Origin of the sequence: Silvibacterium acidisoli, from assembly GCA_022870745.1 — a bacterium.
In the GTDB taxonomy this organism is placed as follows: Bacteria; Acidobacteriota; Terriglobia; order Terriglobales; family Acidobacteriaceae; genus Silvibacterium.
The window spans coordinates 4,176,112-4,200,118 of the sequence record CP085323.1 but is presented as its reverse complement, the minus strand read 5'-3'; the positions used below and the strand labels follow the sequence as shown (position 1 = coordinate 4,200,118).

At 59.3% G+C, this 24,007-nt stretch carries 17 protein-coding genes; 5 read left to right on the top strand and 12 right to left on the bottom strand.

Annotation, left to right across the window (positions count from 1 at the left end; translation table 11 throughout):
• Window positions 1–519 precede the first annotated feature (519 nt).
• The 3 genes from LJD29_RS17475 to LJD29_RS17465 all read right to left on the bottom strand — a co-directional run bounded on the left by LJD29_RS17475 (window position 520) and on the right by LJD29_RS17465 (window position 4,725).
• Window positions 520–3,042, bottom strand: coding sequence for an ABC transporter permease (locus tag LJD29_RS17475; RefSeq protein ID WP_446742848.1), 2,523 nt, complete (start codon window positions 3,040–3,042; stop codon window positions 520–522).
• Between the two features lie 123 nt (window positions 3,043–3,165).
• Complete coding sequence (locus LJD29_RS17470; RefSeq protein ID WP_446742847.1) at window positions 3,166–3,771, bottom strand: sigma-70 family RNA polymerase sigma factor; 606 nt, start codon at window positions 3,769–3,771, stop codon at window positions 3,166–3,168.
• Between the two features lie 150 nt (window positions 3,772–3,921).
• Window positions 3,922–4,725, bottom strand: a complete 804-nt coding sequence (locus LJD29_RS17465) for an ABC transporter ATP-binding protein (protein ID WP_446742846.1) — start codon at window positions 4,723–4,725, stop codon at window positions 3,922–3,924.
• A gap of 53 nt (window positions 4,726–4,778) precedes the next feature.
• On the opposite strand from LJD29_RS17465, the gene argJ reads away from it, so the two are divergent.
• The 3 genes from argJ to LJD29_RS17450 all read left to right on the top strand — a co-directional run bounded on the left by argJ (window position 4,779) and on the right by LJD29_RS17450 (window position 8,978).
• Entirely contained in the window at window positions 4,779–6,005 is a 1,227-nt protein-coding gene (gene argJ, locus LJD29_RS17460) for a bifunctional glutamate N-acetyltransferase/amino-acid acetyltransferase ArgJ (RefSeq protein ID WP_446742845.1), read from the top strand.
• A 260-nt stretch (window positions 6,006–6,265) separates the two neighbouring features.
• Entirely contained in the window at window positions 6,266–7,081 is an 816-nt protein-coding gene (locus LJD29_RS17455) for a thiamine pyrophosphate-dependent enzyme (protein ID WP_446742844.1), read from the top strand.
• Between the two features lie 97 nt (window positions 7,082–7,178).
• Window positions 7,179–8,978 (top strand): capsule assembly Wzi family protein, encoded by a 1,800-nt coding sequence (locus tag LJD29_RS17450; protein ID WP_446742843.1) that lies wholly within the window; start codon window positions 7,179–7,181, stop codon window positions 8,976–8,978.
• Window positions 8,979–9,089: 111 nt separating this feature from the next.
• Here LJD29_RS17450 and gpmI read toward each other — a convergent pair whose 3' ends face one another.
• The 3 genes from gpmI to eno all read right to left on the bottom strand — a co-directional run bounded on the left by gpmI (window position 9,090) and on the right by eno (window position 12,753).
• Complete coding sequence (gpmI, locus tag LJD29_RS17445) at window positions 9,090–10,700, bottom strand: 2,3-bisphosphoglycerate-independent phosphoglycerate mutase (RefSeq protein WP_446742842.1); 1,611 nt, start codon at window positions 10,698–10,700, stop codon at window positions 9,090–9,092.
• A 57-nt stretch (window positions 10,701–10,757) separates the two neighbouring features.
• Window positions 10,758–11,396: a DUF2059 domain-containing protein gene (locus tag LJD29_RS17440; RefSeq protein WP_446742841.1), complete on the bottom strand. Its 639-nt coding sequence runs from the start codon at window positions 11,394–11,396 to the stop codon at window positions 10,758–10,760.
• A 64-nt stretch (window positions 11,397–11,460) separates the two neighbouring features.
• Window positions 11,461–12,753, bottom strand: a complete 1,293-nt coding sequence (gene eno / locus LJD29_RS17435) for a phosphopyruvate hydratase (protein ID WP_446742840.1) — start codon at window positions 12,751–12,753, stop codon at window positions 11,461–11,463.
• Between the two features lie 361 nt (window positions 12,754–13,114).
• Between eno and LJD29_RS17430 the strand changes: the two genes are divergently transcribed.
• Window positions 13,115–14,065 carry a TraB/TrbI/VirB10 family type IV secretion system protein gene (locus LJD29_RS17430; RefSeq protein WP_446742839.1) on the top strand — a complete coding sequence of 317 codons (951 nt, stop codon included), beginning with the start codon at window positions 13,115–13,117 and terminating at the stop codon, window positions 14,063–14,065.
• 95 nt (window positions 14,066–14,160) lie between these two features.
• Here the strand turns inward: LJD29_RS17430 and LJD29_RS17425 are convergent, their stop codons facing one another.
• From LJD29_RS17425 to LJD29_RS17410, 4 genes are all read right to left on the bottom strand, one after another.
• A complete protein-coding gene (locus LJD29_RS17425; protein WP_446742838.1) occupies window positions 14,161–16,938 on the bottom strand; it encodes a TonB-dependent receptor in 2,778 nt (925 codons plus the stop codon).
• 241 nt (window positions 16,939–17,179) lie between these two features.
• Window positions 17,180–17,560, bottom strand: coding sequence for a hypothetical protein (locus LJD29_RS17420; protein ID WP_446742837.1), 381 nt, complete (start codon window positions 17,558–17,560; stop codon window positions 17,180–17,182).
• 52 nt (window positions 17,561–17,612) lie between these two features.
• Window positions 17,613–18,032, bottom strand: coding sequence for a MerC domain-containing protein (locus LJD29_RS17415; protein ID WP_446742836.1), 420 nt, complete (start codon window positions 18,030–18,032; stop codon window positions 17,613–17,615).
• A 95-nt stretch (window positions 18,033–18,127) separates the two neighbouring features.
• The gene (locus LJD29_RS17410; RefSeq protein WP_446742835.1) at window positions 18,128–18,505 is read right to left on the bottom strand and encodes a Fur family transcriptional regulator; all 378 of its coding nucleotides are present in this window, start codon (window positions 18,503–18,505) and stop codon (window positions 18,128–18,130) included.
• A 115-nt stretch (window positions 18,506–18,620) separates the two neighbouring features.
• Here LJD29_RS17410 and LJD29_RS17405 point away from each other — a divergent pair, with 115 nt between their 5' ends.
• The gene (locus LJD29_RS17405; protein WP_446742834.1) at window positions 18,621–20,453 is read left to right on the top strand and encodes a gamma-glutamyltransferase family protein; all 1,833 of its coding nucleotides are present in this window, start codon (window positions 18,621–18,623) and stop codon (window positions 20,451–20,453) included.
• Here LJD29_RS17405 and LJD29_RS17400 read toward each other — a convergent pair.
• Window positions 20,447–20,905, bottom strand: coding sequence for a helical membrane plugin domain-containing protein (locus tag LJD29_RS17400; protein ID WP_446742833.1), 459 nt, complete (start codon window positions 20,903–20,905; stop codon window positions 20,447–20,449). The two genes, LJD29_RS17405 and LJD29_RS17400, sit on opposite strands and share 7 nt — an antisense overlap.
• A 27-nt stretch (window positions 20,906–20,932) precedes the next feature.
• Window positions 20,933–23,911 carry a formate dehydrogenase subunit alpha gene (gene fdhF / locus LJD29_RS17395; RefSeq protein WP_446742832.1) on the bottom strand — a complete coding sequence of 993 codons (2,979 nt, stop codon included), beginning with the start codon at window positions 23,909–23,911 and terminating at the stop codon, window positions 20,933–20,935.
• Between the last annotated feature and the right edge of the window lie 96 nt (window positions 23,912–24,007).

Below are 24,007 nucleotides of genomic sequence, written 5' to 3'. Positions count from 1 at the left end.
CGTTTTTTGTGAACTGTTGATGCGGAGATAACGTTCAACGCGCCGATTGTTGAAACGTTTGAAGTCCCAACATCAAAACACAGCTTCCCAACCGCCTCATAGGGCAGATGGCTTAGTCGAACAGGAAAATTTGCCGGTTTGCGGCGCGGAATAAAACGAACTTATGGAGGGCATGTGAAAGGCCCGCGGTCCTGATGGACGCAGCGGGCCTTGATCACCGGTGAACTGTTTATTTTGACCTGAGGCACCCTTGCTGGAAATGGGCCTCGGCGAGAATGGTGCGGAATCGCCAGGACTAGAGCAAAGGGCGCTCTAAGCCTCAGTCACCTCACGTGTTGTCTTGCAACTACCGCTTTCGGAACATTTCATAGACTGGATCATCCTCCTTTCCCGTGTACCTGCAGGCTAACTCCGCTGGTGAATGAGGTCAAGAGGGGCCGTCGTCGCTGAAGCCCCATCTTGTTGAAGGGATTGCGAGCAGGGCTGATTCTCTGCCCGCAACAGGGCCGCTTCCGAAACCTAATCGATACGCAGGGCGCGCGACGGGTTGATCGACGCGGCCTTACGTGCAGGCAGGACGGCTGCAAGACAGACCATCATCACAGTCAGTCCAAGAACGCCAATCATGGTGGCGGGATCCGCGGAGCTCACGCCGTAGAGCAGGGTTCGAAAGAAGTGCGCCAGCAGCACTATCGAAGGGATGGCAACGACGATGGCTATAAGGGCGATGATTGCCATCTCCCGCATAACCAGCCCTACTACTCCGCTGCGCTGTGCGCCGAGCGCAAGGCGCACGCCGATCTCGCGGGTGCGCTGTTCGGTCGAATACGCCAGAACACCGTAGAGACCTACGGCAGCGAGAACCATCGCCAATGCGGAGAAGCCAATGGCGAGGATGGCAAGCGCTCGCTCGTCACCGGCGCTGATGTCGATCTGCGCCTGCATGGTGCGCAGGCCATCGACCACGAGCATAGGATCGAGATTGTGAATGCTCTCGCGTACGGCGTTCAGCATCTGGTTGGGAGCCTGGCTCGTACGCACATACATTTGCAGTCCAACGGCCTGTTTCAGTTGCAGATAAGGCCTGTAGACCGCGGGGCCCACGGGCGTGCGGATGTCGGAATGGCGAGTATCACCGACAACGCCAACGATCTGGATGTCAGCCTGCGCCTTTGCGCCGGAATCGGAAAGAAGCCGGCCGAGCGCATCCTGCGGCGACCCGAAAAACTTCTTCGCGAAGCTGAGGTTCACGATAGCGACGCGCTGCTTTCCATCGATATCGGCTTCGTTGAAGTCGCGGCCGGCGAGCATGGGCTGCTGCAGCGTTTCGAAGTATCGCGGCGTGATCGACGGGGCCTCGAAGTCAACCTTTTCCTCGTCACCCGGCGTGTATCCCTGCGGAGTGAAGTTGGTGGTGCTGCTGTCTCCGGAGAGTTCGGGATCAGTGGTACCTGCCGCGGCCTGCACTCCCGGAATGCGCTCGAGTGTCTCCAGCGAGTTCTTGATCGTCTGCGCCGTGCGCACGGAGTTGTAACCGGAGCTTGTCGGGTCAAGTTCGAAGGTCACCAGGTTCGAGGTCTGGAAGCCGACGTTTTCCCGCCGCAGATTATCGAGAGTGCGCACGAACAAGCCGGCCCCGCCCAGCAGCAACACGCAGAGAGCGATCTGAACGCCGACTGCGATCTTGCGGAAGCGTTGCGAGCTGATCGAGGCTGTGCCGGAATTCTGGCGCAGCGTCACGGCGAGATCAGGGCGCAGGAAGTGTGCAATGGGCGCAATACTGAACAGGACACTGACCGTAACCGAAATCAGCAAGGTAAAGAACAGCACTCGCATATCCACGGCAGAAGAATAGGGTTCCGAGCCGGGAGTGGACTGGATCAGCAGGCGCGTCATCGCGCCGGTCAGCATGGGCGCGAGCGCAAGGCCGGCGATCGCACCGGTAATGCCGAGCAGGAGGCCTTCGGTAAGCAGCTGGCCAACGATTCTTCCCCGTCCCGAGCCGAGCGCATAGCGCATGGCGATCTCGCGGGCACGCGCAACCGCACGCAACAGAAGGAGCGTTGCCACGTTGATGGCGCACATGGCCACCAGCAGTCCGGCCATGCACATCAGGATGATGAGCGGCGATTGCAGGCCCTGCCGGGTGATCGAGAAACCCTTGGAGTCGTCGAGAACTTTCATCCGCGAGTCTTCGACGAAGCGCTGCCTGAATCTTGCCGATACATTCGAGTACGCGGTGAATTCACTGGCGCGCTGCGCATGCCACCAGGGCTCAAGGGCTGCCTGCGCCTGGGCAACGCTCACTCCCGGCTTGAGACGCGCCATCATGACCATCCAAAGCGTCTTGCGTTCGCTCAGCCTCTTCTGGGAAGAGGCCCACGGAACGGCGATGTCTACCATGGTGACGGGCAGGAAGACGCCTGGTTTGTAACCGCCGATGGCGCTGATAAAGTTCGGCGGTCCCACACCCACAATCGTGAAGGGATGACCGTTGATCAGGACCGACTGACCGACGACGTCTTTCGACGCGGAAAAATGGCTCTTCCAGTAGTCGTAGCTCAGGATCGCAACCGGGTTGGCGCCCGGCGCCGTCTCATCCTGCGCGGTGAACAGGCGCCCGAAGGCTGACCGGAGACCGAGCATCTGGAAATAGTTGCCGGTAACGAGTTCGGAGTCCACGTCCTCTGCCTGGTTGTGCCAGGAGAGCGCGACATTCGTCTTCTCAGCACCGATAACGCCCTGGAAGATGCGGTTCTGATCGCGCAGATCCTTGTAGAGCGGGTAGGAGAAATAATCCTGCCCTGTGCCGGCAAAGCTGCTGATGGAGCCATTGAAGCCGCCTGTCCATTCAAAGCGGACCAGCTCATTCGGGCGGTCCACAGGCAGGACTCGCAACAGTACCTGGTCGAAGAGCGAGAAGACTGCGGCGTTGGCTCCGATACCGAGCGCAAGCGTCAGCACAACAGTAAAAGTGAAGCCAGGAGATTTACGTAGTTGCCGCAGGGCGTAGCGCAGGTTCTGCATCAGGACATTGATCATCGCCTGTAAATGATGCAACTGTGCGGCCAGATTGCCGTTTGAGAAATCCTTTTTCTTAGAACGAGATAGAACAGTGTCTCAGCGACGGCCTGCGTGGAACCGTCCGGAAATGAACAAATTTGTTCACAATCGAACAGCGTGGACCATCGAGGACGGGCGGTGTTTACAGGTGCAATGGACACAATGGTGGTCGGCGCAGGCCCCGCAGCACTCGATCAGGCTTTTGCGTAAAGCGGTGCGGGCGCGATGGGCGCGAACCGCGGCATTCCCTGCGGTAATCCCCTGCTGCTTCGCGTATTCAGTGAGCGGCTGATCGTCGAGATCGACCGCACGCAGCAGGCTGGCGTAGCCGGAGGGCATGCGGTCGACCAGCAGCGCCAGGCAGGCGCAGACGGCTTCCTCCAGTTCGGGTTCTGTCTGCGGCTGGGTTTCGAGCTCCTTCGCCCAGCGATCCAGCGCCGACTGCTCCGTGCTCCTGCGGCGATAGTGGTCGATGATGGCGTTGCGCAGGATGCGGTAGAACCATGTGACCGCTGAATCCTGCTCTACCGGGCCATTCTCAGCATGCAGGGCACGCAAATAGGCAGCTTGCAGGATGTCTTCCGCCAGTTCTCGGTCCGGAATGCGCCGCTCGAGGAAGCCGAGGAACTTCTGGCGCAGCTCGAGCAAGACATCGAGCCGGTGGGTACTGCGGGCGGATTTCGCCGCCCGCTTGGTTTCAGTAGCCATCCGTCAGGCCGTCCGGCAGACGCAGATGGGGCATTCGCAGTTGTCGCCGCAGGGGCAGGTGGTGGTTTTCTTGACGGTCGTCATATTTCTCTCCTGAACGCTGGCTGCGTTCACTCCTGCTAACGCAGCCGGGCAGAAAACATTACACCTCTACCAGTGGTGCCAGTAGCCATCGCGCTCGACCAGCGTAACGTCAACGCCAAACAGCGCTTTGAGGCGTTCGGCCGTCACCAGCTCTTCACGTGGGCCGTCGGCAAAGATGCGTCCCTGCCGGATCATGATGACCCGCTTCATCTCCGGCAGGATGTCGGCGAGGTGGTGCGTAACCATGATGATGCCAGTTCCCTCTTTCACGACCAGCCGCAGGGCCTCGCGCAGCTCGCGCTGGGCGGCAATGTCCAGGGCATTCGACGGCTCATCGAGCAGCAGCATCTGCGGATTGTGAACCAGTGCACGGGCGATCATGATGCGGCGCTGCTCACCGGCGGACATCTGGCCTACCAGCTTCTCCGACAGGTGCGAGGCCTGCATCTTCTCGAGCGCCTCGCGGGCGCGGGTGCGCATCTCCGGCGTCACATGCAGGTTGGGCCAAAGGCTCGAAGCGGAGAAGAATCCGGCTACCACGGCGTCTACGCCCCGGGTGACGGCGGTGCGCTCGCCGGGCAGATTGGCCTCGACCACCCCGAGATGCTGACGAAGCTGGGAAAGATCCCAGCGTGACCTCCCCAGGAGCTCCACGTGCATGCCTTCCTCCGCGATGGGGTAGCACTCGCAGGTGATGGTCTTGATCAGCGTCGATTTCCCGCAGCCGTTAGGCCCGAGAATGGCCAGGTGTTCGCCGGCAGCAATGGTCAGATTGATGTCGTGGAGAACGATGTTTTCGCCGCGTGCAACGTTCACCTTCTCCATGCGGAGAAATTCCTTCGGGGAGTGGCTTTCTTCGTTTGTACTCATGTCGACTTGTTCTCAGCGATTCCTCTCTACTCTTGATAGAGTAAAAGCCGAACATGATTCAAACTACTTCCTCCCTGCTTGCGGACGATGCCGTTCCGCTTGGATTTCGTTTTGCTGCCGTCAAGGCGGGCATCAAGGCCAGCGGCAATCTTGACTTCGCGGTTGCCGTTGCCGTCGAACCGGCCAGTGCCGCGGCGATGTTTACCGGCAACAAGGTCAAAGCGGCTCCGCTGCTCGTTGACGCCCGCCACCTGGAGCGTAGTGGAGGCAAGGTGCGAGTGGTTGCCGTGAATGCGGGCAACGCCAATTGCGCCACAGGCGAGGCCGGGCTCCAGGCCGCGGAGGCGGTCTGCGCTGCAGCCGCGGATGCTTTTGACTGCGAAGGGCACGAGGTTTTTCCGTCATCGACGGGAATCATTGGTGTACCGCTGCCTGCCGAAAAGCTGGTAGCCGCCCTGCCTGCTATCAAGGCATCGCTGGCGGCGAACGCGGAAGGCTTCTCGACCTTCGCGCGAGCCATCATGACAACGGACACGAAGCCCAAGGTCGCATATGCGGCCGTCGAGGTGAATGGAAAAACGGTTCGCATCGCCGGCATGTGCAAGGGCGCGGGCATGATTCATCCGCAACTGGTGCCGCACGCCACGATGCTGGTGTATCTGTTTACCGATGCCGAAGTACCTTCGGCGGTGCTCGACACGCTGCTGCGCTCCTCTGTTGAGACAAGCTTCAACCGCATCTCGATCGATGGCGATACCTCGACCAATGACACGGTTCTGCTGCTCGCTTCCGGCGCCAGCGGAGCGAGCGTGGATGCGGAGCATGAAGGGTTCGGCAAAGCGCTGCGTGAAGTCTGCCTCTCCCTTGCGAAGCAGATCGTCGATGATGGCGAAGGCGTAACTCACGTAGTCGAACTGCAGATTGAAGGCGCAGCGAACGATGCCGACGCTCTCAAGGTTGCGAAGGCCATCGCGCACTCGCCGCTGGTAAAGACGGCGTGGGCTGGCTGCGACCCAAACTGGGGACGGCTGATGGCAGCGACCGGTTATTCAGGCGCGGACGTACAGCCTGCGCGCATCTCCATCTGGCTGGGCGATCAGCAGATTGCCGTGAACGGCGGCCGCGTGGACGGATTCGACGAGCAGCGTGCACATGCGTACCTGAAGAACCGCGAGTTCATCGTGAAGATCGACCTGGGGTTGGGCAATGGAACATGCCGTTTCTGGACGACAGATCTCACCGCCGAATACGTCAGCATTAACGCCGATTATTCGACGTAAAAAGAATACGCAACTGCATCGAATTGTGTGCAGGTTGCTAAAGGTCGCGTCAGTTGCGGACTTGAAGACGATTTCAGCCCGAAATACACAGAGTTATTCACAAAACTGTTGAAAAGAACCGGGTGTGGACGTTTGCATCATGAGGAATTTCGTGAGACGCTGTCGCGCTTTGGCGCAAGCGCCGCACATGGTGCTTACACTCCATAACCTGTTCGCTATGTCGCACTCTTATCTCGCATTCCAGGATGAAAGCAAACCCAATGCCGGTTGATAAAACACAGAAAAAGAACGGTGCCGCCGAGGTTGCAGGCAAGCACGGCTTCTCATTGATCAGCGATGAAAAGTTCCGCCAGATTCACAGCCAGATGCTGCGTCACGCCAAGGCACATCGCAGCATCGCCAAAAACATCACGGCAGATCTGACCGCGTTAGCCGTGGGCGTGCTGATGCATCTTCAGCCCGAAGACACGGTGGTGCTGACGCGCCGCCATATCGCCTCTGCGCTCATCAAAGGCATGCCTGCTGATGAGTTAGCGCGCGTCAGAAAGACCCGCAACGGCGGACTCCAGGATGCCTCCTCGAATGTGATCTTCACTGCCGGCGTCAGCCCTGCCACGCAGACGGGTTTCGCTATAGGCGTTGCACTGTCGAACAAGATGGCGAAGGATCATAAGCTGACGGTGGTCTTTCTCGAGGGCGGCGCAGCAGCGGTTCATGCATCCCAGGAAGCATTGGAGATAGCGTCGGAATATCAGCTGCCGATTGTCTTCGTCGTTGATGTTTGCGCCGAAGAGGCCGATGAGCTGAATGGTCTTTCCGAGCTCTTTCCGGTCATCAATGTCGATGCTCACGATGTCGTCGCGGTCTATCGCGTGGCACAGGAATCGACACAGCGGGTGCGCGAAGGCACCGGTCCGGCGATGATCGTCTGCCTGCCCTGCGAGGGCGAGAAAGCGAAGGCGGATTCCGTGGCCTCGTTCGAGCAGTATCTGACCCGCAAAGGGCTGTTCAACCAGCGGCTAAAAGACAAGGCGCTTGCCGGCGCCGAGCGGGAACTGGAGCGCTTGTCTTCCTGAGTCCGTTCCTCTAGCCTGACTTATATGCAGTTTCCGAACGATCCGTCCGTGGGATTGTGAGGCAGACTCCAATCCATTGTTTCTCAACGAGGTATCAGTGAAGATCGTTTCATCCAAGGGCCTGCTAGCAGCGCTGGGTCTGATTTGCGTAACAGCTGGGGGAATCAACCCGGCGATCGCGCAGCAGGACGGCCGCGCGCAGCAGGTTACCTCCTCTGACGGCGGAGGAGGAGGGCCACAGCAGCCGATATCGCCCAGCTATCGTCCCACTGCACCGGTCGTATATACGAGTTCACTCGGATCCACCTACGTTCCCATGGACAGCTGGATGTATCCGGCGCTGGATCGCCTGCACAGCCTGGGCTACCTGGATACGGCCTTCCTCGGTCTGCGGCCGTGGACGCGGCAGAGCATCCTGCACATGCTGGAGGAGTCAGCCGATCGCATCGATGCCAATACCGGTGACGACGAGGCACGTGAGATCTTTCTGAAGCTGCGTGAAGAACTGTCGAGCGACGAGCAGATTCCCTACAGCCAGCGCGTGGCCCACGCTGAATTTGAGAGCGTCTACACCAACCTGCGCGGCATCAGCGGCACGCCGCTGAACGACAGCTTTCACCTCGGCCAGACGATTGTCGACGACTACGGACGACCGTACCAGGAAGGCTTCAACAACTACACAGGTTTCAGCGCGCGCGCTGAAGCGGGGCGTTTCACCCTGTACTTCCGCGGCGAGTACCAGCACGCCCCCAGCGCAGCCGGCTATCCGCTGGCAATGGCGCAGTATCTTTCCTACAACATCGACTACATCCCGTGGGCGGGCAATTCCGACCAGGCAACGATTCCGCTTGGGCCGATTGCCACCAAAAATGACTTCCGTGTGATGGAAGCGACTCTCTCCTATCACCTGCTCGGGCATGAGGTTTCCTTCGGCAAGCAGGATCACTGGCTGAGCCCTGCACAGGGCGGCGCGATGTCGTGGAGCAACAACGCGGAAAACATCTACTCGTTCGACATCAACCGCGTTGAACCGCTGCGCGTCCCCGGACTCTCCCGCCTCACGGGGCCATTCCGGTACGAGTTCTTTGTCGGAAGCCTGAAGGGTCACACCGCGCCAAACGATCCCTGGGTGCATACCGAAAAGATCAGTCTGAAGCCGACGAAGAACCTCGAATTGGGCTTCGAGCGCACGACGATCTGGGGCGGTAAGGGGCATACACCGATCACGCTTCACACCTTCCTGAAGAGCTTTTTCAGCGTGCAGAACGTTACCGCCGCGGAAAAGTTCGGGCGGGATGACCCTGGAGCGCGCTTCGGGAGCTTCGATTTCAACTACCGGCTGCCTTTCGTTCGCAACTGGCTCACGCTCTACTCTGACTCTGTCGATCACGACGATGTAAACCCGATCAGCGCACCGCGACGTTCGGGCGTTCGCCCAGGTCTCTACCTCTCGCACTTCCCCGTGCTCACGCATCTCGATATGCGCGTGGAAGGTTTCTCAACCGATCCGGTGAGTAATGCGAGCGCGAACGGTAATTTCCTCTATTACGAAGGAATTCAGAAGCAGGGACCGACAAACAAAGGCAATCTATTCGCTGACAATATTGGACGCGATGCGAAGGGCGGCCAGGCTTGGCTGACCTATCATCTGTCACCGAACGAGAATGTTCAGGTCAGCTATCGCGACTTGAAGGGTGATACGAAGTTTATTCCGGGTGGAACAACCCAGAATGACTACAGCTTCTCCGTAACCAAGCGGTTCATGAAGGACCTGGAGGTTCACGGCTGGGTGCAGTACGAGCGCTGGGTAGCCCCGTTCTACAAGCCGGGACCGCAGAGCGATACAGTGGCAGCGGCACAGATTACCTGGTATCCGAAGAGCGAGAAGGCGTTCTAGCGTCCGCTTGAGGCAGAACAAAAGGACGGGCTTCGGCCCGTCCTTTTTGTTCTGCCATTCCACTTCCTTTGTTGTTACAAATGAACGACCATGGAGCACCCGTTTGCGTCACTAACCCTTCAACTGGCGAAGGTCTCCGCCCGACATCTGCGTAGGCTGACCGAGGTTCAGCAGACCCAGGACCGTCGGCGAGATATCGCGTAGCGAGCCACCGGGACGCAGCGAGTACTTGTGCGCGTCATCCGTGACCATGATGAAAGGCACCGGGTTGGTGGTATGCGCGGTGTGCGGACCGCCCGTGACGGGATCGACCATCATTTCGGCATTACCGTGATCGGCAGTGATGAGCAGCGAACCACCCTTCTGCTTGATAGTCTGGTAGATACGTCCGAGTTGCGCGTCGACTGTTTCCACACCCTTGATCGTCGGCGCGAGCTGGCCGGAGTGGCCCACCATGTCTGCGTTCGCAAAGTTCACGATGAGCAGGTCGAAGGCGGTGTCTTCCACGGCCTTGATTACGCCATCGGCAATACCTTCGGCAGACATCTCCGGAGCAAGATCGTACGTGGCAACCTTCTTCGACGGAATGAGCAGCCGGTCTTCGCCGGGAAACGGCGTTTCGATGCCGCCATTGAAGAAGTACGTCACGTGCGCGTACTTCTCTGTTTCAGCAATGCGCAGATTGCGAAGCTGCGCCTGCGCCAGCATGTTCGCCAGCAGGTTCTCCATCGACTCCGGCAGGATAATCATCGGAAGCTTGAAGTTGGGGTCGTACTGCGTCATGGTGACGTAGTGCAAATTACTGGGCACGGTGTTGCGCGGAATGATCGCATCGAGATCTTCAGCGCCCGGGAGATCCCGTCCTTCCTGCTTGGTCAGGCCGCTGTTGCGCGCCAGCACGCGCGTAATCTGGCGGGCGCGATCGGCGCGATAGTTGAACATGATGCAGACGTCTTCATCGCGGATGACGCCGTTGGGACGACCGTGGTCATCGGTAACGACGAAGGGGATAATGAACTCGTCCGTGACACCGTTGTTGTAGCACTCTTTGATCCGCGCGACCGGATCGCTGTAGGCTCCACCCTCTGCATGACCGCTGACCATCGCATCGAAGGCCATCTTCTCGCGTTCCCAGCGGCGATCGCGATCCATCGCATAGTAGCGGCCTGAGACGGAAGCGATTTTGCCGATCTGCAGATCGCGCATTACCTGCTGCAGGGCAGCGAGGTAGCCTGCGCCGGAGGTAGGCAGCGTGTCGCGGCCATCCATGAAGGCATGCACGAAGACACGTTCAAGCCCATGTTGTTTCGCGGCCTTCAGAAGAGCGTAAAGATGGCGCTGCTGCGCGTGAACTCCTCCATCGGAGACGAGCCCAAAGAGGTGCAGCGCACGGCCGCCTTCCGCGGCGAGCCTCAATGCGTGAATGATAGTTGGATCAACGAAGAAATCGCCGCTCGCGATCATTGCGTCGATGCGCGTAATGTCCATGCGAACCACGCGGCCCGCGCCGATGTTCAGGTGGCCGACTTCGCTGTTTCCCATCTGCCCATCGGGCAAGCCAACGAAGTGATCGGACGCCTGCAGCAGCGTATTCGGATACTCGGCAAGCAGCTTGTCGTATGTAGGCTTGCGGGCGAGAGCGATGGCGTTGTTTTCGACCTGTGGGCGATAGCCCCATCCGTCGAGGATGGTGAGAACGATGGGTCGCGTATGGACAGACACTCTTGCTCCTGTTCGCGAATGGCCGCTCTGATGGCGGCCATTCGGTAATTTAGCTCGTTACTTGGAGGGTGGCGTAGTAGTTGCGGGCTTATTGGGTGAAGACGCGGGAGGCGTGCCCTGCTGGCTTCCCGGCGTATTCAGAGAGGGCGCCGGCGGCTGGTGCTCCTGCTGGTACTGCTTGGCCGCGGCCTCGATCTCGGGACGATGGCGATTGATGACTTCCTGCGCGGTCTGGCGGCCCATCTGGATACCAAGCTGCTGCGACTGCCGCATGACTGCGGGCATCACTTCAATCATGTTCTTGCCGGCGGGCGTCTTGTAGAACGCAATGATGGCATCCGCGTCTTCCTGAGAGATGTGCTGCTTGTAGACGGCAATAATCGGCGTCTGCATGTCGAGCTTGTCGAGTGACTGCTCGAGGTCATCCATCACATCTTTGGGGATGAATGGCATGCTCTGACGGAAGTAATTCGTCATGCCCTGGGTCAGCTGCTTCTTGATGTCGTTGGCGCCCGTCATCTCAAGCATCTGCTTCGCCTGTACGTCGGTCAGCGGGTGAGCCGGAGGCGGCGGGGTCTGCGGCTCGGATGGCGATGAAGCGGCGGGCGCGGCGGATGAAGGGTGTGCAGATGGCTGCTGAGCCAGGACCGGGCCTGCAATCAGAAAACAACAGAGTGCCAAAGTCGCATTACGCATGGGGAACTCCAGAGGTAGGATGTGAAACGCGCCGCATGTAGAACACAGGCGGCGCGCGGGTTGATTATTCGCCGAAGTTAATCGACTCGATGCCCAGATACTCAGCCGACTGCCCGAGCTCTTCTTCGATGCGAAGCAGCTGGTTGTACTTGGCGATGCGATCGGTGCGCGAAGCCGAACCGGTCTTGATCTGGCCGGCGCCGGTGGCAACGGCAAGATCAGCGATGAAGGTGTCTTCGGTTTCACCGCTGCGGTGCGAAATGATCGAGGTGTAACCGTAACGGCGTCCCAGTTCGATCGCCTCCAGCGTTTCGCTGATGGTGCCGATCTGGTTGACCTTGATGAGGATCGAGTTGGCTACGCCTTCTTCGATACCGCGCTGCAGGCGCTCGGTGTTGGTGACGAAAAGATCGTCGCCCACCAGCTGTACACGCTCGCCAACCAGCTCGGTCAGGTACTTCCAGCCTGCCCAGTCGTCCTCGGCCAGGCCGTCTTCAATAGAGACGATGGGATACTGGCGCGTCCACTCCTGCCAGTAGCGTGCCATTTCTTCGCTGGTCTTCACGCTTTTGTCGGACTTCTTGAAGATGTAGTTGCCCGATTCCTTGTCGTAGAACTCGCTCGACGCGGGGTCGAGTGCAATCACGATGTCTTCACCGGCCTTGTAACCGGCCAGCTCGATCGCTTCCAGGATAACTTCCAGCGCTTCTTCGTTCGACTTGAGCGAAGGAGCGAAGCCACCTTCGTCGCCGACCGCGGTGCTGTAGCCGCGCTTCTTGAGCACGCCCTTGAGGGTGTGGAAAGTCTCCGCGCCCCAGCGCAGCGCATCTGCAAAACGCTCCGCGCCGACCGGCATGATCATGAATTCCTGGAAGTCGACGTTGTTGTCTGCGTGAGCGCCACCGTTGATGATGTTCATCATCGGAGTCGGCAGGATCGAAGCATTGACGCCGCCGAGATAACGATAGAGCGGCAGTCCAAGGGACTTGGCCGAGGCGCGCGCAGCTGCCATGGAGACAGCCAGAATGGCGTTTGCGCCCAGGCGGCCCTTATTCTCTGTGCCGTCGAGAGCGATCATCGTGGCGTCGAGCATGCGCTGGTTCGCGGCATCCATGCCGGTCAGCTCTGGAGCCAGGACGCTTTCGATGTTTTCGACGGCCTGCAGCACGCCCTTGCCGAGATAGTGCGACTTGTCGCCATCGCGCAGCTCCACGGCCTCGTGCTCGCCGGTGGAAGCGCCGCTCGGAACGGCAGCGCGGCCTACGGTACCGCCTGCAAGAACTACGTCGGCTTCTACGGTCGGGTTTCCGCGCGAATCGAGAATTTCGCGCGCATGAATGGCAGCAATCTCAGTCATGTCACTCCTTGAAATCTGGTGCTGTAAGCGCTCTTTTAGTTTGGGGCGGCGGTCAACGCGGATGGGTTCACCGGCAATTCCGCTGATTGTATCGATGAAACTCGTCATCGAGTTGATAGTGCCTTTCGCAATACGTCTGGGTCCATGAAGATTTTAACAAACAGAAAGCGCCCGAGCCCTTTTGCGTCTGGCAGTTGGCAAATTCTAACCTCGCTGCAACAAAACAGGTAACGCCGGTGGTTCGTCATATACTTAGCACCTGGCATCATCAGAAATCTCGGCTACGCTGATGATAGCCATTGCGGAGCGCAGTTTCCGCGGCGCTTAATAGATACAAATCAGCCGAACGAGGTGGTTGACGATGACGGTTTACAACAGCAATCGATGGAAGCTCGCGGCCCTGGCCGCTGCGCTCACGCTGCCCGGAGCAGCCTTTGCCCAGCAGGCAGCGAACTCCGATCCGTACGCGGGCGTCTCGCAGCCTCCGCCGGATTCGACCATCTCCGCCAGCCCCGACGAGGTTCAGACTGTCGCTCCTCCGCCCCCCGCCGCAGCCAAGCCTTCGCCTTACGTGCCCGCGCAAAGCGCGGCACCGGCGCCTCGCCGGGCCCAGGTCACCAATCCCGATTACGACGTGGTCAGCTCGGTTCCCGCCCAGGACCAGGAACCGCCCGAACCCGCACATGTGCATGAAGCAGTTCTGGAATCCCGCCAGAATCCGGACTACGGCATCGTCAGCTCGGTCCCCTCGAACCCCAATGAATTGTCCGAAGGAACCGATATCCGCGTACGGCTGATCACCCGCCTCTCGACCAACGAGACGACTGCGGGCAGCAGCTTCCGTGGACAGGTCGCCACGGATGTATATAAGGACGGCCGGGTGATCATTCCCGCAGGTTCAGAGTTGAAAGGCCGCGTCGTCGGCGTTCGCCAGGGACACCACTTCACCGGAGCCGCCACCTTGCGCCTGCGCCCGGACATGGTGATTCTGCCCGACGGCACCGCTTACCACCTCTTCGCCCAGGTTGCTGCTTCCGAAGCCAAGGGCACGCGGACGGATAGCGAAGGCGGCATCCAGCCGAAGTCGCACCTGGTAAAGGATACCGTTGAGTACGGAGCGGGCGCAGGCACTGGAGCCATCGTCGGCGCGCACTTCGGCCCCGAGGGCGCCCTGGTCGGCGCAATCGCCGGCGCGGGCGTGATCACGGCTCACCTGCTGATGCAGCATCCCGAAGCCGCGGTCGTACCGCAGGGTTCGGTGGTGATCTTCAGCCTGTCCGAGCCGATGGAACTGACTCCTACCCGCAATTAATTCTCTTTTGCCTGAAGAAAGGGGAGCGCTTCGGCGCTCCCCTTTCTTGTTTGGTAACTCCCCGAACTGTCATGACAGCATCTTTACAGATGCAATTAGAAGTTCAGCCGAAGCGCCAGCTGCACATTGCGAGGATCGCCGACCGCCGTAGCCTGCCCGAAGGTCGGCAGCGGATGGTCAGGGTAGCTTCCCGTTCCAAAGACGGTGTTCGGGATCTCGTCATTGCGATGGTTGAGCGCGTTGAAGCTCTCAGCCATCGCCTGCAACCGGAAGCGGTCGTTGATAGGGAACGTCCGGCTTAAACGTGCGCTCATGTTGAAGAAGTCGAAGCCGCGCCCTGCATTGCGGCCGATCACCGTGCCCGGCTGCACTGCAGAGCAGTTTGTAATACCCGTCACACAGGGGCGCAACGCCGTCGTCTGAATACTGTTGGCTCCCGTCGTGATGTTGAACGGCAGTGCCGAATAGTATTGCAGGATGCCGCTCAGCATGAATCCATGCGTGAGACGCTCAGCCCAGGTATGAGCAGGTTCCAGCGACGTGTGCGCCGAGGCATCGAAGACAACACGATGACGCTCGTCATCGTCGGAAAGACTGCGGTCCATCGCAATGTCGTAGTTGTTTAGCGGCGAACTGAAGAAAAACTCGCTCACATCGTCAATGGCCTTCGACCAGGTGTAGGAGATGCGATAGCTTCCCCACCGCACCGGACGCTGCACATAAGACACAGAGAGACCGTCGTAGTAGGAATCCGCCGCCGAATCGTATTGCTTGTTATTTGCATACGCAGCGATGGGCCGGCAGAGGTTGACAGGATCGACGGCCGAGGAGCACGTCGGCGTGTTCTTATTGATGGAAACCAGCAGATGCATGCCGCGCAGGTGTTGGTAGCTGATGGCGAGATCGCTCGTCGCAGTCAGCTTCTGATCAACCTCGAGCCCCACCTGCTCGGCATACGCATTCTGGATGTGTGGATCCATCGTCGTCAGGCTGATGCGCAGATTTGCCGGAATGGTCGTCGCCGTGTATCCCGTGTTGATGTTCGGAAACACCGGTGCGCTCGCCTGACCGTAATTCAGCGCGATGGTGGTGAAGGTATTGTTATCGAGCGCAGTAGTATTGCCGTCCGACTCCAACGCGTTTGAAAGCGCACGCAGCGGCACGCGATCGTAGAACAACCCGAAATTGCCACGGACGACGGTCGTGCGATTGGCGCCGGGGGCCCATGCGAAACCGACGCGCGGCGAGATGTTGTTCTTATCCGTCTCAATCGTCTTCAAAAACTGAAGGTCGTAACGCAGGCCTGCATTGACGGTGAACGACGGGCTGAGCTTCCATTGATCCTGCCCATAGAATCCGATATTCGGATTTGTTTGCGGCACGATGTAATTGCCGAACGACTGCGTGAAGGTGCTGTAGATTCCGTGCTCGAAATTTGCCAGCGACGAAAAGGCGTAGCTCCCGCGAATGGATTGCGGAAAGGTGATCTTCAGATCGTTGAAGAGAAAGTCCGCACCCACACGAAACGAATGCGCACGATACTCATGAGAAAGATTGTCGACAAGTTCATACAGCCGGTCGTATCGAGCCGTAGGCGATGCCGAAAGCGTTCCGAAATTTGCTACGCCTGAGATGCTGACCGCTGGTCCTACAGGATCGTTCGCGGGAGCCTTAAGGTCGCTGTTCGTAAACTGGCCTCGCGTCTCGTTCACCGTCGCGGACGACACCATAAAAATATTACTCGCGGCGATGGTCTGATCGAGATCGTCGAGCCCCGCAGCTGCGCTGGTGTAGCTGATGCCGCCCACCCCGCGAGAATTGTTGCTGCTCACGTGGTACAGGCTGTAACGCACGCTCAGCGTATCGCGGCTGTTTACATGGTGATCGGCCTTTGCGAAGAAATTGCTGCTGCGCACGGGGTTCGAGTAGAGCGTCGTGGGTGTCTCCGTACTGATATTGAGCGACTGTCCCTGGTATCCTGACGCCGCCAGCGTGGAATTGATCGCAGCCGCGCTGGCTGCGGGAATCGTGATAATGCCGTCCTGGTTAAGCTGGCGCTGCTCGAAGTTGGCGAAGTAGAAGGTGCGGTTGTGAACGATGGGGCCGCCGAGACTCGCTCCGTACTGTGCCTGCGTAAGAGGCAGGTTGGTCTGCGAAAGCGCATTGTCCGCATTAAGACGCTGGTTGCGGAGAAACCCATATGCACTGCCGTGGAGCTGATTTGTGCCGCTGTTGGTTACAAAATTGAGATAGCCACCAAGAGCACGACCGAATTCCGCCTGCCCTCCGCTGGTGACGACCTGCATCTCATGCACGACATCGAGACCGAATGCCGTCTGCACAAGACCTGCGGCGTCATCATTGGCCGATAAACCGTCAACAACAAAGCTGTTCGAAAAATTGCGCTGGCTGCTGACTGAGATTCCCTGCCCTGCAACCGCCGAAGTCTCCGCGAAGAGCTGGTTTGCAGCGGTGTTAGTCGGCGAAACGCCCGGAGCGAGCAGCGCGAGATCGAGAAAGTTGCGGCCATTGAACGGCAGCGTGGTCACCTCATTCTGCAGGATGGTTGCGGCTACCTGGCTGCGGTCGGTCTCGAGCACCGGCGGCTGGTCGTGCACCATCACGGAGGAGTGGGCCGTCCCCATCGAGAGCGCGACCGGCAGGTCAAAGGCTGCACCCAGAGTCAGTACAACTCTCTGCGTAACGGGTGCGAAGCCATCGTGCACAACCGTGATCTCATAAGAGCCAACGGGCAGATACGGAAATCGAAAACGGCCATCCTGTGCGGTCACCGCGCTGCTTGCGACATTCGTCGCGGTCTGGCGCGCCGTTACAGCCGCGCCCGCGATCACTGCGCCGGAAGGGTCCGTCACACGGCCCCCAAGGGACGCACTGCTCACTGTTTGTTGAGCACGCAGAGCGAACGCAAAACACATGGCCAGCAAACAAAACAAGAATAAAGATCGGCGATACAACGCCATCATTCCTCCACCTGTAGAAGGTTCATCGCAATGCTCGCCGCGCGATGGCGGCAGGCATGAGAACAGGTCCGGAAGACACGGCTACCGGCGCATGGCAAAGCCTTTGCGCAACGGCACAGCTATGAATCGAACCTTAGGCGGAAACGGAGTTGGAGGGAGGGCCGCGTTTTTGACGCGAGCGGTCGAATGAGACACGATAGTGCGCCTCAGACTGTGCATGGCATGCCGGGTGGCTGAGAACCCCGGCGTAGAAGACGTCTTTCGCTGCAACGAATGCAGTGAAACCCTGCGATGACACCGAAGGATGCATCGGGCAGGAACACTTCTCTGTGATGGACTTGAAGGCAAGACCTGATTTGGTCATCGCCTCCATCTGCATAGCGCAGTGGTGCTTACCCGCTCGCCGGCAGCAGGCGGGCAGTTCTCCATTCGAGTCCTTCGTAATGCCAAGCACCGGCATGCTCTGCAAAGCGCAGAAGAAGAGCAGCAGCATGATGGCCTGGAGACGTCGCATCCACGACGAGTGTAACCGCAGTGGACAGCCAGCAGCAAACATCCTTCGTTTTTTATCTGCAGCACTCGCAGCGGCTGCAGAAACGATGGTTGAGCAGATGGGAGGAGATAATGAGCAGGCTTCCGCACGACGTAAGGATGGCTTCACCGGCGCCCGTTAAGAGCGTCTCTCCGCAAAGCGCCGCAGCAGCGACGAAGCCCGCGCCCACCAGGAAGAGTCCAGGCACCCAGCGGCGGCCGTGCAGCTTGATCCCACGACGAAAGGCGAGCGCTCCAAACAGAATGATGGGAAGCAACAGCAGGCGATGGGTCAGGTCGTCTCCCGGTAAATGCCGGAGCAACCCCGGAGCGAGCGCCGTCAGCAGTGGAAGAGCAAGACAATGCGCGACGCAAAAAAGTGAGACGCCGACGCCCAGCCGGTCGGCTGGAGAAGCTTGTATCAGATTTTCAAATGTAGAGTTTCTGGAATCCATGTCTTCTCCATTCTACACACTATTGATTACGATTTATCATTAGCATGTAAGAGAGAAGAATACCCGCCTGTCGATCGTCTTAACGAGACGTGGAATCAGCGCGTGCAGGCGGCACACAGGCCGTAGACAAACAGCTCGTGGCCTGCGTATTTGAATCCCTTGGGGAGACGCGGCTTCGCCGTGATGGCGCAACCCTCAAGCTCGTGCAGTGCGCCGCAGCTGTTGCACCGGAAGTGATGATGGTGTTCCTTGCCCGCGACCTCGTAACGCGTGGAGTCGCCGGGAACCTCTACCCGCGCCAACCATGCCTCTTCGACCAGCATGTTGATGTTGCGATAGACGGTGGCGATGCTGAGCGCCTTGACCTGCTTCTGCGCGAGGCCAAGCGCTTCATCGGGAGAGAGTGGCCGGTCCGCTGCCAGAAAGGCCGCACGGATGGCCTCTTTCTGTCGCGTGTTCCGTGTCTGGATCATGTTATCTCCTCTGCTATTTTAGCCTATTGCAAACCGGCTCTCATATAAGACAATTGGCAAACGGCCTTCTGTTAGCCTGTGTTGAACTGCTTTCAGCATCCGAAGGAGACCTCGATTGCGCCGTCGCACGTTCCTCGCTTCCCTTCCGCTCGCCGCCGGTTCGCTTGCCGTCAATCCTGCCCTGCCAGCCGCTCACGCCGCTCCAACAGATGCGGCCCCGCCAAAATTCCAGCCGGAGGGCGCGGAACGCTTCCTGCGTCCCGATGTACACGCCGGAGACCGGCCTTCCGGAGCGAGCTTCGCCACGCGTTCGGCGGCGATGGGCCTGTCGGGCGCTGCCGGCACCGCGCATCCGCTGGCGACGCTGGCAGCCATCGAGACTCTCAAGCGCGGCGGATCAGCCGCCGATGCCGCGATTGCCGCGAATGCCTGCCTGGGCTTTCTTGAGCCAACCAGTTCGGGGCTCGGCGGCGACTGCTATGTTCTGGCGTGGGATCCAAAGCTCGCAAAGGTAGTCAGTCTTGCCGGTTCGGGTCGCTCGCCACGTTCGCTGACGCTCGATACCGTGCGCAAGCGGGCTGTGAATGGAGTCATTCCGAAGCTTGGCGCCATCAGCGTCTCCACGCCCGGCGCGCTCGATGCGTGGTGGAACCTGCACCAGCGTTACGGGAAGCTGAAGTGGGCCGAGCTGTTCGAACCGGCGATCCACCTGTGCGAGAGCGGCATCGCCGAGCCGCAGATCATCGGCTACTACATCAAGCGCAACCTCACCGCGTTTACGCGCCCCGGCTCAGGCGTGGAAGAAAGCGCGAACGCCATGCACACGTATGCACCGAACGGCCATGCGCCAGGCGAAGGCGACGTCTTCCGCAACCCTGATCTCGCCCGCACGTACCGCATGATTGCCGAGGGCGGTCGCGACGCGTTTTACGCAGGTCCAATCGCTCACACCATCGACGCCTATTTCAAACGGATCGGAGGATGGCTCTCATACGAAGACCTGGGCGCACAGCATGCCGAATGGGGCGACCCTCTGGTGACGAAGTACCGCGGAGTCGATGTCTACGCGATGGCAGCAAACACACAGGGGCTGGCAACGCTGCAGATGCTGAACATTATCGAGAACTTCGACCTGCGCAGCATGGGGTTTCAATCGTCAGCGTCAATTCACGTGCAGGCCGAGGCAAAGCGGTTAGCTTACGAAGACCGCGCGCGCTACTACGCCGATCCGCACTTTACGAAGATCCCCATCGAGTGGCTGAACTCCAAGGATTACGCTGCCGGGCGCGCGAAGCTGATTCGCATGGATAGCATCCTGACACCAGTGCATCCGGGGCAGGCCCCCAGCCACGGCGATACGACCTACTTCACCGTCGCGGACAAGGACGGCATGATGGTGTCGATGATCCAGTCGAATTTCCGCGGCATGGGTTCAGGGCTGGTCGCTGACGGACTCGGCTTCATGTTCCAGGATCGCGGCGAGCTCTTTTCACTACAGGATGGCCATCCCAACATTTACGCGCCGGGCAAGCGCCCATTCCAGACCATCATTCCCGGCTTCGCTACGCGCGATGGGAAGCCGTGGATGTCCTTCGGCGTGATGGGCGGCGACATGCAGCCGCAGGGGCAGTCGCAGATCATCATCAATCGCGTCGATTACGGTCTCGACATCCAGGCGGCTGGAGACAGCCCCCGCTGGCATCACGAAGGTTCGTCGCAATCTATGGGCGAGGATGCGCCCGGCATGGGTCCGAAGGGGCTGCTGCGCCTCGAACTCGGCGTACCCGAGGCAACACGCAAAGAACTGGCCGCGCTGGGCTGGGAGATAGGTGCGACCGACGGCGGCTTTGGCCGCTACGAGTGCATCGAGCATCGCATGAGCGGCGCAGAGAGAGTTTACTCCGCCGCGACAGAGATGCGTGCCGATGGTGTCGCGCTGGCTTACTGACCAGCGTCCTGCTTCGCCTTTTGCCGGTTAAGCCCAGCGCCGAAGACTCCGAGAAGCCCCACAGCCGTGGCCATGCCACGCAGTCCATCTTTAGAGCGCGCCTGCTTGGTGATCGACCATAGCGACGGATCTTCATTGCCCTTGCCTTCGATCGCAGCTTTAAGTTGATCGGGATCGATCGTCCCGATCAACTTGGCCAGGATCATCAGCGTACGCAAGCCTTGAATCGCTTCTGGAGATTTCGCGGCGGCGACAATGATCTCGAGAATGTTTTCGCCAGCACCGAGTGCGCCGCGCAGAACGTCGAGGACGCCCTTGTCCTGCAGTCCCTGCAACACCTCGAGCCCGGCGAGGATCGCCTCGGCATGCTCGAGCGGAGCGGCCTCGAGGCGTGCCTTCAACTCATCGCGAACATCGCGCTTCGGCGCTTCAAATGCAATCGGCTTTGCCATCCTGTTCTCCTCTTCGCGCTTCGCGGTTTATGTACCCGAACCTGTGCCGGAGCCGGTAGTACGTATCTGTACAAGTCCTTCTCCGGTGCCGGGCATGGTGTAGTCGGCGCGCTTCCATTTGCGCTCCACTTCCACGCCTTGCTGAGGAGTGGGATTGCTGTGACGCCGGAAGTTCTGCCGGCCGAGTGGGTTGTCGCCGACAGTGCCGAGCACCGACATGCGTACCGAAGCTTCTTTATAAGCTGGCGTGTGCGTAGCCGCATCCGTATGGCTGCTGGTTAACCGGTTCACTGGATTGTCGGTCGAGTTCATCGGCATATATAGCTCGTTGCCACTCACGCGATCGGTGACAAGTGCGCGTACACGCACCTTGCCATAGCGCGATACCAGTTCGAGCCAGCTGCCGGTTTCGATACCGCGGGTTCCGGCCAACTCCGGCGAAACCTCGACGAAGGTGTCCGGCGTCTCAGCGTGAATGCCCTTCACACGGTATGTCATGTTGCCTTCGTGGAAGTGTTCGAGCATGCGCCCGTTGTTCAGGTGCAGATCGTACTCCTCGTTCGGCTTGTCCGTGGTCTCTGTGATCTTTAAGGGGAAGAGCTTTGCCTTGCCGTCGGGGAAATGGAAACCGTCCGTGTACAACAACGGTGTGTCAGTACCATCGGCCTTGATGGGCCAGTGCAGTGACTTGAAGCCTTCAAGACGCTCGAAGCTGACACCCTCGAAGAGCGGAGTGAGCGCGGCTGCTTCGGCGAGAATCTGCGACGGGTGATCGTACTCCCAACCGGCTCCGAGACGGTTGGCTACTTCCTGAATGATGACCCAGTCAGGCTTGGTGCCGTGCAGCGGCGGCAGCACTTCGTAGAGGCGCTGCATGCGGCGTTCGGTGCTGGTGAAGGTTCCTTCTTTTTCAAGGCTTGGGCTTGCGGGCAGCACCACGTCAGCATACTGGCAGGTATGGCTGAAGAAGATATCCTGCACGACGAAGAACTCCAGCTTCTCAAGGCCGCCGCTGACGAAGTTGGCATTCGAATCGACGAGGCTCATCTCTTCGCCGAAGAGGTACATCGACTTGAGCTTGCCTTCGTAGATCGCATCGATCATCTGGTGATTGTCGAGGCCATTCTTCGGCGGCAGCTTGACGCCCCAGCCTTTTTCGAACTTCGCGCGAACTTCGTCGTCTTCGACCTTCTGGTAACCGGGGAAATTATTCGGCATCGCGCCGAAATCGCTCGCTCCCTGCACATTGTTGTGGCCGCGCAGCGGATACGCTCCGGTGCCGGTACGCATGTAATTGCCGGTCACAAGCAGCATGTTTGAGATGGCCGTCGAAGTATCCGAACCCATGCTGTGCTGCGTGACGCCCATCGCCCACAGAACGCATACGCCGCTGGCTTCGATAATCATGTGCGCCATCTGCTTCAGCGTGTCCATGGGAATGCCGCACTTCTGCGAGGCGAATTCCATCGTGAACGGCTCCAGGCTCTTGCGGTACTCGTCGAGCCCGTTCACCCATTTATCGAGGAAGTCCTGCTTGGCGAGGCCGTTATCGAGTGCATAACGCGTGATGGCCGACATCCAGATCATGTCGCTGCCCGGTACCGGACGCACAAACAGATCGGCTCGCCGTGCCATCTCGTGCTCGCGCAGGTCTACGACCATCAGCTTCTGTCCACGATACTTGTGAGCGCTCTTCACGCGGGTCGCAAGCACCGGATGGCTCTCAGCGGTGTTGCTTCCTACAATCAGCACCAGGCCGGCGTTTTCGATGTCCTTGATGATGCCCGAATCTCCACCGTAACCCACCGTGCGGAAGAGCCCCTGCGTCGCGGGAGCCTGGCAGTAGCGCGAGCAGTTGTCCATGTTGTTCGTGCCGATAACAGCGCGAGCAAGCTTCTGCATCAGGTAGCTCTCTTCATTCGTACACTTCGATGAAGAGACGAAAGAGAGTGCGTCCGGCCCGTTCTTTTCCTTGATCTCAGCGAAGCGGCGGGCGACCAGGCCGAGCGCTTCTTCCCACGTCGCCTCACGGAAGGTGTCGCCTTCGCGAATCAGCGGATGCGTCAGGCGATCAGCGCTGTTCACATAATCCCAGCCGAACTTGCCTTTCACGCAGGTGGAGATACCGTTCGTGGGACCGTCCTGTGGTTCGACTTTAAGTATGTGGCGATCTTTGGTCCAGACCTCGAAGCTGCAGCCGACTCCGCAATAGGTGCAAACGGTCTTCGTGCGCCGGACGCGCGATTCACGCATCTCCGACTCGGCCTCGGAGAGCTGAAGAATCGCTCCGTAGCCGACCTCAGGCTCAATGCCTTTAACCACGTCGATCATGTCGTTGAGCGCCGGACGTGGCAGTCCCGTAAAGAAGCCCGCATGGCCCAGCATCGACTTCTCCATCAGCGCGTTGCATGGGCAGACGGTGACGCAATGTCCGCAGGAGACGCAGCTCGATTCGCCGATCTTCGCGCCGCCATCCCACAGCACACGGGGATGGGCATCTTCCCAGCGGATTGACAGTGTCTCGTTTACCTGTACGCTCTGGCAGGCCTCGACGCAGCGTCCGCAGAGAATGCACTGTTGCGGGTCGTAGCGATAGAAGGGGTTGGTATGGTCTTCTTCGTACGGCTTGGGGCGGTACGGAATCTCCTGGTGTTCGATACCCAGCATCTTCTCGGTGTTATGCACCGTGCAATTGCCGTTGTTGTTATCGCAGACGGTGCAATAAAGAACGTGATTGCTAAGGATGCGATTGTAGGCCTCACGCTGCGCGGCATCGGCTTTCTTCGATTTCGTCTGGATGATCATGCCCGGCGTAACGCTGGCCGCACATGAGCGCACAAGCTGGCCATTCACTTCCACCATGCAGGTGTCACAGGTCTGAATCGGCCCCAGTTGCGGGTGATAACAGACGTGTGGGACCTCCCCGCCATGACGGTGAATGGCGTCGAGCAGCCGCTCGCCTTCTTCGGCCTCGTATACCACGTTATCGATCGTGACCTTGAACATCGCGCTCCTCTCAACAGCAACCGGCATATACGATTCCGAGTCGGCTTATCCTCATGATAGTACGGACCGGATAACCTGCCATTGATAGGATTCGCT

Coding starts and splice junctions, on each gene's coding strand:
- LJD29_RS17470 (WP_446742847.1), bottom strand. CDS start 3,771: ATGGCTACTGAAACCAAGCGGGCGGCGAAATCCGCCCGCAGTACCCAC.
- LJD29_RS17430 (WP_446742839.1), top strand. CDS start 13,115: ATGACGGTTTACAACAGCAATCGATGGAAGCTCGCGGCCCTGGCCGCT.
- LJD29_RS17410 (WP_446742835.1), bottom strand. CDS start 18,505: ATGATCCAGACACGGAACACGCGACAGAAAGAGGCCATCCGTGCGGCC.
- eno (WP_446742840.1), bottom strand. CDS start 12,753: ATGACTGAGATTGCTGCCATTCATGCGCGCGAAATTCTCGATTCGCGC.
- fdhF (WP_446742832.1), bottom strand. CDS start 23,911: ATGTTCAAGGTCACGATCGATAACGTGGTATACGAGGCCGAAGAAGGC.
- LJD29_RS17415 (WP_446742836.1), bottom strand. CDS start 18,032: ATGGATTCCAGAAACTCTACATTTGAAAATCTGATACAAGCTTCTCCA.
- LJD29_RS17465 (WP_446742846.1), bottom strand. CDS start 4,725: ATGAGTACAAACGAAGAAAGCCACTCCCCGAAGGAATTTCTCCGCATG.
- LJD29_RS17440 (WP_446742841.1), bottom strand. CDS start 11,396: ATGCGTAATGCGACTTTGGCACTCTGTTGTTTTCTGATTGCAGGCCCG.
- LJD29_RS17455 (WP_446742844.1), top strand. CDS start 6,266: ATGCCGGTTGATAAAACACAGAAAAAGAACGGTGCCGCCGAGGTTGCA.
- LJD29_RS17475 (WP_446742848.1), bottom strand. CDS start 3,042: ATGATCAATGTCCTGATGCAGAACCTGCGCTACGCCCTGCGGCAACTA.
- argJ (WP_446742845.1), top strand. CDS start 4,779: ATGATTCAAACTACTTCCTCCCTGCTTGCGGACGATGCCGTTCCGCTT.
- LJD29_RS17400 (WP_446742833.1), bottom strand. CDS start 20,905: ATGGCAAAGCCGATTGCATTTGAAGCGCCGAAGCGCGATGTTCGCGAT.
- LJD29_RS17420 (WP_446742837.1), bottom strand. CDS start 17,560: ATGCGACGTCTCCAGGCCATCATGCTGCTGCTCTTCTTCTGCGCTTTG.